Consider the following 7,520-nt stretch of genomic DNA (forward strand, 5'->3'; position numbering starts at 1 on the left):
TGCACGGCACCGAGAAAGAAAATTGCTACCAGAATCAGGGTAAACCCGGTTAAAGGAGAATTGGGGACAAAAATGCGCCAATACAGAACTAATATCGCCATCACCAGAGCGATCGCTGCCGCGAATAAGCCGACATAAGTAGATAGCCGCAGCGGTACTTTTGAGAAGGAGACTAATCCATTCACTGCCAATGACAAAGATTTACTGAAAGTGTACTGCACCTCGCCAGCAAAGCGGGGGTGACGCTCGAAGTAGACGGCGGTTTGGGGAAAGCCTACCCAAGAACGCAGTCCCCGGATATAACGATTGCGCTCAGGCATCGAATTAAGGATATCTGCGACTTGTCGATCCATTAGACAGAAATCGCCTGTATCGGTAGGAATGTCTACATTTGCCAGACGCTTGAGAAGACGATAAAACACATAGGCGGTGAAGCGCTTGAACCAGCCTTCTTTGTGGCGTTTGATGCGCTGAGCATAGACGACTTGATAGCCTTGTTGCCATTTTTCCACCATGTCTGGAATTAATTCTGGGGGATCTTGTAAGTCGGCATCAAGGATAACAATTGCTTCACCCCGAACAAAATTAAGACCTGCGGTGACAGCAATCTGATGACCGAAATTACGGGCAAGGCTTAAGTAGCAAACTCGCGGGTCTTTTTCATGCAATTCGCGCAGCATTTGTAAAGAGCGATCGCGACTGCCATCGTTGACTAAAATTAGCTCCGTTGGGGCATCTAGCCGCTCCATCACCGCACTCATCCGCCGATAAAGTTCGGGGATGCTTTTCTCTTCGTTGTAGATGGGAATAATGAAGGAATATTTGGGGTTCATAATTAGCTGTTAACGATTCGCCAATAACTTTTAGTGAATCGCTGTCATTGGTCAAGTGTCATTACTTATTCGCTCTTCGTCAATCGCAAAGGACTGATGACTAAGTAGGATAACTGAATTTAACCCTGTCATTTTGTCGTTTGGATTGAGGGATAAAACCATACATTGATAAGGTTTGATGAGTAACGCTTAGTCGCCCTACTCATCCGGCAAATAATTAAGTCCCTCTATTTAATGACTAATCGCTAACAGCTACGAATTATCGTTCCAATTTGTTAGGAATGCCTTCGCAACCACCGGGAATTGTGGCTCTGGTTTTTTCGCCACCCCAAGCACAACAATATTGGCGCAGTTCTTCCGAGAGTCCCTCAACGTCGGTGAAGTCGGCATTTTCTACTACAGCGCCCGTATAAGCACCTGTTTTGTAGTTAGCGTAGGGAGGTTGAGTATGAGTGCGAGGGGTCGCAGTTTCCCCCGGACCATAGAACAAGCGGGTGGCTTTGAAATCGGCACCGGCAAGATTCGCTTCATACAAGATGGTGCGAGAGAAATTAGCCTTGACTAAATCGCAATTGCTTAAGTTAGCACCAACAAGATTGGCTTCGCTTAAGTCTGTGCGGCGCAAGTCGGTGCCAGACAAATCTGCCTTCGCTAACATGACTCCTAAGTCGATAACGCGCACGCCGTTGACGCGGTCTTCTGCATAGCCTCCCAGTCCGTCAAAGATAGCTCGACCTAGGCGGCGATCGCGTTCTAGGGGAGTTAGCAATTTAGAACTGGACAAGAACCGCAGAATTTTGGCTTTCCCGCTGGCGTCTACACTGCTCAAGATAGCGGCGGTGCGCCCTTCGGCTAGTAACCGCTCTTGAGGCCAATCTTCGAGCAGTCCTTCTTCATCTAATACTAGGTCGGAGATCCCCTGAAAATAAGTATCGATCGTCTGCTGCTGAGTAATCAGGTTTTGCTGAATCGTCAGGGAGTTTTGCTGAATGGTCAAGTCTCTGGAAATAATGTACTGTCGCCACGCCACGTATACGGCGATGACGGCAATGAAAATTTGCCCTACAGCTCCTGTCCATTCTGCCAGGGAACCGAGTTCGTCCCATTTTTGCTGGTTTAACCACTTGCCGATGTTTTGGTTGATACCAGAGAACTTGAGCAAGCTGATGAGCGATAAAATTGTTCCGACGATGGCGACGATGACAGCTCGCTGTTTTGGCGGTAGCATCTCATCCAGCACGGGTTCCAAACCAAGCCATAGCATCCGCAGCGATACGACTAGCCCCACGATCGCTCCTGATATCCCGATCCAGAAGTTATTAATCGCTAACCCTAGGATGACTAAGGCGATCGCTATCAGGACGATGGGCGTTCCTTGCGGAACAACTGGATTCTTTTTGGACAGCACCAGCGATCGCGGCATGGTAGCCAAATGTTGCTCGTATTGGTTCCGTCCGGACGGTGTCAGCGATTGCATCTGCGACGGGCTGTTCACAGCAGGTCTGTTACCATTGCCACTATCTTGAGCGTTTGACGGTGAATTGGACTGGGAAGGATTAGGCTCTGTCGTCATTGTGTTAATTCGTCAAGCAGGCGCAGTAAACCCATGCTTTATGGTAGCGGCTGCGGCAGTCAACAAGATTTTATCTAATAGAGCAGGCAAGTGTTAAGGGCAAATGGCGCTGAATGCGATGGCTCTGTTTCCTCTTTTCCCTGTAGTTCGAGAAAGACGCGATCGCTATCATAAAACAAGCAACTCAACAGAAACCAGGAGAATAATTCATGAATACCCAATTAGTTGAATCCCTAGTCCAAGTTATTTTATCTCTGCCACCGGATGAGCGATCGCTACTTGAAGAAAAACTATTTAGCAATATACCCTACCCTTCAACCCTTGAATTAGCGCACCTTGCACAAAGCGGAGGAGCTTTTGATTTTCTCCACGATGAACCTGATATTTACACCCTCGATGATGGAGAAGCAATCTAGTGAGACTTAAAAAAGGAGATATTGTCCTAGTTAATTTTCCCTTTACAGACTTAAGTACAACAAAATTACGTCCTGCGTTAGTGCTGACGGCAAGTTCTGCAATAGATGAAGTGACTCTTTGCTTCATTTCCTCTCAAAATGCCACCAGCTTAAGTCTTGAAGAATTTGCTCTCAATATTTCAGACGCAGAATTTTCCAGCACGGGATTGCTAGTTTCTTCTAAAGTTAGGGTAACTCGAATTGCTACCCTTGAACGTAGATTAATCATCAGACGCTTAGGAGAGTTGGGTATTCTGCAAATGCAACAATTGAACGAAGTGATGATTCGGGCATTTCAAATAATGTAACTTGTGCAATCAGCAGCCAGAAATCCGCTGTTTTCTTTCCTCTGCGCCCTAGGGAGTCGTCTGGGGTTCGATAAAACCCTTACAACCCCAAATCTACCGCCACGCGATGGGCACAAGCAAAACCAGAAAATGCCACCGCATTTAAACCCTGCCCTGGAAACGTACTGTCTCCCACACAATAAAGTCCCGAAATCGCAGTTCGATTGAATGGCATTCCCAATAGTCCTAATAACTTGTTTCTAGGAATTGGGCCATACGTACCATCTGCACGACCTAAAAAGCGCCGATGCGTGCGGGGCGTCCCGACTTCCAGATAATCTAACCCTGCATCTAAACCGGGGAAAATCTTCTCTAGCCGCTCAATGATTCGTCCTGCTGCCTCTTCCTTTTTCTGTTCATATTCGCTAGAAGAAAGTCCCTGCCAATTTTCAATCCAATCAGGGGTAAAGGCGTGCAGAATATGATGACCTTCTGGTGCTAAATCCGGATCGAGTAACGTAGGAATTGACAAAAAGATCGTGCCTTGCGCCGCTTCCATCTTCTGCCAATCTTCTAGCAAAATGTGGTGACAGTCCGTACCCAGCGGCAGCACATCTGCCTTAACGCCTAAGTGCAAACTTAAGAAACCCGGCGATTTTTGATAACGATTTTGCCACTTCTTCTCAGCCGCTGGTATTTCTTCCGCTGGCAGTAACTTCTCGAAAGTATCCCAGCGCGTTGCATTGGAAATAATCCGCTTGGCTTCATAGACTTTCCCATTTGCCAACTCGACGCCTACCGCTCGACCTTCTTGGGTAATAATTTTTGTCACCTTGGCTTTGTACTGAATCTGTCCCCCAGCTTTTTCCAGTCCCTCCACCAGTTTTTGGGCGATTTGTCCTACACCCCCTTTAGGATAGTTAATGCCGCCGTAGTGCCGGTCTGAGAACACCATCCCTGCATTAATCATCGGTGTCCGGTCAGCGGGGACAACTGACCAGCAGTAGCACTCCATGTCGATAAACTTCAGTAGCTGCGGGTCTTTGATGTATCGCCTTGCAATATCACCAGCATTTTGAGGCAAATACTTTACCAAGCCGAGACACGCTAAGGGATGCTGAAAAAATGCCCGTGTCAGATACCGGGGTTCTTCCAACGACAGCAATTCCATCGCATTCAGGCAGTTGAAAACTTTCCAGCATTCGTCGTAGAAGCGTCGAATCCCTTCCCGTTCGTGGGGGAAGTAGGCAGTGAGTTCTTGCAAAAACTTCTCATAATTGCGATGAACTTTTGGATCCAAACCGGCGGGAAGATGGTAGTGAATCTGGACGGAATCGGGGATGGTTTCCAGACTGACATTCACAGCATCTAGAGCGCGGGTGAGCAGATTGGTGGTGCCCTGAGTCCCAAACCCAAAAATCATCGACGCCCCTACGTCAAACCGATATCCCTGCCGCTCAAAATATCCGGCACTGCCACCTGGAATTAAGTAGCTTTCCAGTACGAGAACTTGAGCGCCTTTCGCTGCCAGTTGGGTGGCTGTCACCAGCCCTCCAATTCCAGAGCCAATCACGATGGCATCAAACGTTTGTGCAGTTGGAGATTTAACGGTAGTTGAAGGCATGAGGCAGCAGTAAGGGAAAATTTTACTCATTTCAATCCCTATTAGGGATTAACACAAAAATGCCCCGCTGCCAACAACTCAACCAATAACTCAAGCCCTTTGGTGTCTAATTTATCTCACCAGACTCATATGAGCGACTGCATGAGCTAAAGGCTGCTTTTATTGGGCTTGTGTCTTGCCTCTTAAAAAAAATGGGGACTAGCTTGCTACTGCTAACCAGCCCCACCTGCCGATCCTTAATGAGAGGAGAACACTGAAAATAAATATAGCCTTGTTGAAAATAGATGTCAATACTATTGCAAGTTATTTTCAATAGAAAAAACCAAGTTAGTTGGAATTGTGGGCTTTTCGTTACCCCACAAATGCTTTTGGCGTGGGGTTTGGTGACAAAGAAACCGAACCCAGATTGATTCTGGGTTTTCAGACATCCCAGGAGGTTCTATGATAGGTCAGGTCTTTGAGCTGGCATCTGACTGCCAAAATCGCAACTATGACTCTCCAACTGCGTGTCTATGTTCCTCCCCATCCACTGATTAAACATTGGCTGGCTGTTGCTCGTGATGCTGCGACGCCATCGGTGCTGTTTAAAAGCGCGATGACGGAACTGGGGCGCTGGCTGACTTATGAGGCAACTAGAGAATGGTTGCCGACGATAGAAACAACCGTACAGACGCCCCTGGCTGAATGTCCGGCTACATTTATCAATCCAGAGGTGCCACTGGTTGTGGTGCCGATTTTACGGGCAGGATTGGGGTTATTAGATGGGGCGCAGACGTTGCTGCCTTTGGCGTCGATTTACCATATCGGTTTGGTGCGGGATGAGACAACCCTGGAAGTTAGCTGTTATCTGAATAAATTGCCGGAACGGCTTGACCCTCAAACGCGGGTTTTAATTTGCGATCCGATGCTGGCGACGGGTGGAACCATGATGAGGGCGATCGCAGAACTGACACAGCGAGGCGTTGACCCAGCTTTAATGCGGATTATTTCGGTTGTAGCAGCGCCACCCGCCCTGCAACAGCTTTCTGTCGCGTATCCGGGCTTGGTTGTCTATACGGCAATGATTGATGAGGGTTTGAACAGCCACGGGTATATTGTACCGGGGCTGGGAGATGCAGGCGATCGCACGTTTGGCACCTGACGCGGTATCCAAAGCGGTATCCAAAGCGGTATCCAAAGCGGTATCCAAAAGATGAGCAATCAAAGAAGAAATCTGTGTTCAGATTTCTTACTTAGGACGACTGACAACTGAACAGATGACTCCTTAGACTGGTAGGCATCGAGGTCAGCAAAAAGTTAACCTGAAAACAGTTGCAACAAGAAAAAAAACAACGGTAATTTTAAGATGAGTCAGCGCGATAGTTTTGGCAGTGGATTTCTGGCTGGAACGATAGTTGGCGGTCTAGTCGGTGGAATTGTCGGAGCGCTGGTTGCTTCTGGACGCGCGTCCGAAACTGACACAACTGACGCCTCTCTGCTCAATCCTGGCTCGTCAGAAGCGAAGTTGAGCAAGGGGAAAAAGCGTCAGCTAAAGGATTCAGAGAGTATTGAATTTGCACGGCGAGGCTTAGAGGATAAAATTGCTCAGTTAAATGCAGCAATTGATGAAGTCCGGACACAGCTAGGCAATGTAAATGGCAAAAGTACAGAACTAGAGCGGGAGCGATTTTCTTCCTCAGATACAGCACGAATTTCTGAAAGGGGTCGTTCCCTAGGAACATCGCTTAATCAAGATTCCTAAGTTTCAATCCGGTAAATCCGTTAAACTGTCTTCAAGTTTCAAGCGTTCACCAATTTTAACAAGGAACCTTCAACACCGATGAATTCTTCAGCCGAATTACTGATCAATACGATCTCCACTTTTCTGAACATGTATATGTTCATATTGATTGTACGGATTCTTTTAACTTGGTTTCCGACAGTCAATTGGATGAACCAGATAGCTTCTACCTTGAGTCCAATTACAGACCCTTACCTCAACCTTTTTCGCTCGATTATTCCGCCGTTGGGTGGTCTGGATATCTCCCCGATTTTAGCGATTTTTGTGCTGCAAATTCTGGCTGGATTGTTCTCCAGCATTCAATTCACTCCGGGTTTTTAGGGTCAAAGGATTTTAGATTTGGATTTTGGAGGGAATCTATAATCTAAAATCCTTGCAATCAGATGTTAACGGCGGATTTGTTAGCGTGCGGACTTGTTAACGGCGGACTGTACCGTTAAATCCAGCGGCTTTGAATTGCTTGAGCTGCAAGGGTGTCGGCTGGTTTGCAGCAACCGAGATCCTGAGTTCAAAATCGCTGACTCCAGGCGGCACTTCTTCGATCGAACCGAGGCGCGTTCGGTTTTGCATTACCGAGTCGCCATTCGCGTCGTAAATGCGACCAAAAATATCGGCGTTGTAGACATATTTATCAGAGTCATTTTGAGCTTTGCCGGTAACAATGTAGCAACTCGCGGCTCTGGAAGCGCCGGTACTCATAACCGCCCCATCTGCTAACTCAGATGGGCAGTCATGGTAGGAAAGTTCAGACAGTTTAATCTGTGTCAATGCCAAAGCCGGAGGAGTAAACAGCAAGTTCACAACTCCGATAAGGCAAGAGATGAAAAAAATAGACACAGCTCGAAATCGCATAAACCGTACCATGACTTCAGGTTTTTTGGGAACTTCACCCCTCAGCTTAGCGCGAATCTAGTCAAACAGGAGCTTCGGGATATCTTGACAATTCTGCGATAATAGGGGATCGCCCT

At 47.3% G+C, this 7,520-nt stretch carries 9 protein-coding genes; 5 read left to right on the forward strand and 4 right to left on the reverse strand.

Features of this window, described 5'->3' with window-relative positions; translation table 11 throughout:
* Together H6F50_RS22305 and H6F50_RS22310 are read right to left on the reverse strand one after the other, a co-directional pair.
* Positions 1 to 833: glycosyltransferase family 2 protein (locus tag H6F50_RS22305; protein ID WP_190430391.1), on the reverse strand; the 833-nt coding region annotated here is incomplete at its 3' end.
* 259 nt (positions 834 to 1,092) lie between these two features.
* The gene (locus tag H6F50_RS22310; protein ID WP_190410463.1) at positions 1,093 to 2,406 is read right to left on the reverse strand and encodes a pentapeptide repeat-containing protein; all 1,314 of its coding nucleotides are present in this window, start codon (positions 2,404 to 2,406) and stop codon (positions 1,093 to 1,095) included.
* 209 nt (positions 2,407 to 2,615) lie between these two features.
* On the opposite strand from H6F50_RS22310, the gene H6F50_RS22315 reads away from it, so the two are divergent.
* Together H6F50_RS22315 and H6F50_RS22320 are read left to right on the forward strand one after the other, a co-directional pair.
* Positions 2,616 to 2,822, forward strand: a complete 207-nt coding sequence (locus tag H6F50_RS22315) for a hypothetical protein (protein ID WP_190430392.1) — start codon at positions 2,616 to 2,618, stop codon at positions 2,820 to 2,822.
* On the forward strand, positions 2,822 to 3,169 hold the full coding sequence (locus H6F50_RS22320; RefSeq protein ID WP_190430393.1) for a type II toxin-antitoxin system PemK/MazF family toxin: 348 nt from the start codon (positions 2,822 to 2,824) through the stop codon (positions 3,167 to 3,169). Before H6F50_RS22315 ends, H6F50_RS22320 begins: the two co-directional genes overlap by 1 nt.
* Before the next feature lie 79 nt (positions 3,170 to 3,248).
* Here the strand turns inward: H6F50_RS22320 and crtH are convergent, their stop codons facing one another.
* On the reverse strand, positions 3,249 to 4,772 hold the full coding sequence (crtH, locus tag H6F50_RS22325) for a carotenoid isomerase (RefSeq protein ID WP_190430394.1): 1,524 nt from the start codon (positions 4,770 to 4,772) through the stop codon (positions 3,249 to 3,251).
* A gap of 490 nt (positions 4,773 to 5,262) precedes the next feature.
* On the opposite strand from crtH, the gene upp reads away from it, so the two are divergent.
* The 3 genes from upp to H6F50_RS22340 all read left to right on the forward strand — a co-directional run bounded on the left by upp (position 5,263) and on the right by H6F50_RS22340 (position 6,873).
* A complete protein-coding gene (upp, locus tag H6F50_RS22330) occupies positions 5,263 to 5,913 on the forward strand; it encodes a uracil phosphoribosyltransferase (RefSeq protein ID WP_190430395.1) in 651 nt (216 codons plus the stop codon).
* Positions 5,914 to 6,117: 204 nt separating this feature from the next.
* Positions 6,118 to 6,513, forward strand: coding sequence for a hypothetical protein (locus H6F50_RS22335; protein WP_190410466.1), 396 nt, complete (start codon positions 6,118 to 6,120; stop codon positions 6,511 to 6,513).
* A 78-nt stretch (positions 6,514 to 6,591) separates the two neighbouring features.
* Positions 6,592 to 6,873, forward strand: a complete 282-nt coding sequence (locus H6F50_RS22340; protein WP_190410467.1) for a YggT family protein — start codon at positions 6,592 to 6,594, stop codon at positions 6,871 to 6,873.
* A gap of 96 nt (positions 6,874 to 6,969) precedes the next feature.
* On the opposite strand, the gene H6F50_RS22345 is transcribed toward H6F50_RS22340, so the two are convergent.
* On the reverse strand, positions 6,970 to 7,404 hold the full coding sequence (locus H6F50_RS22345; RefSeq protein ID WP_190410892.1) for a hypothetical protein: 435 nt from the start codon (positions 7,402 to 7,404) through the stop codon (positions 6,970 to 6,972).
* Between the last annotated feature and the right edge of the window lie 116 nt (positions 7,405 to 7,520).

The organism is Coleofasciculus sp. FACHB-712 (genome assembly GCF_014695635.1).
GTDB lineage: Bacteria > Cyanobacteriota > Cyanobacteriia > Cyanobacteriales > FACHB-T130 > FACHB-T130.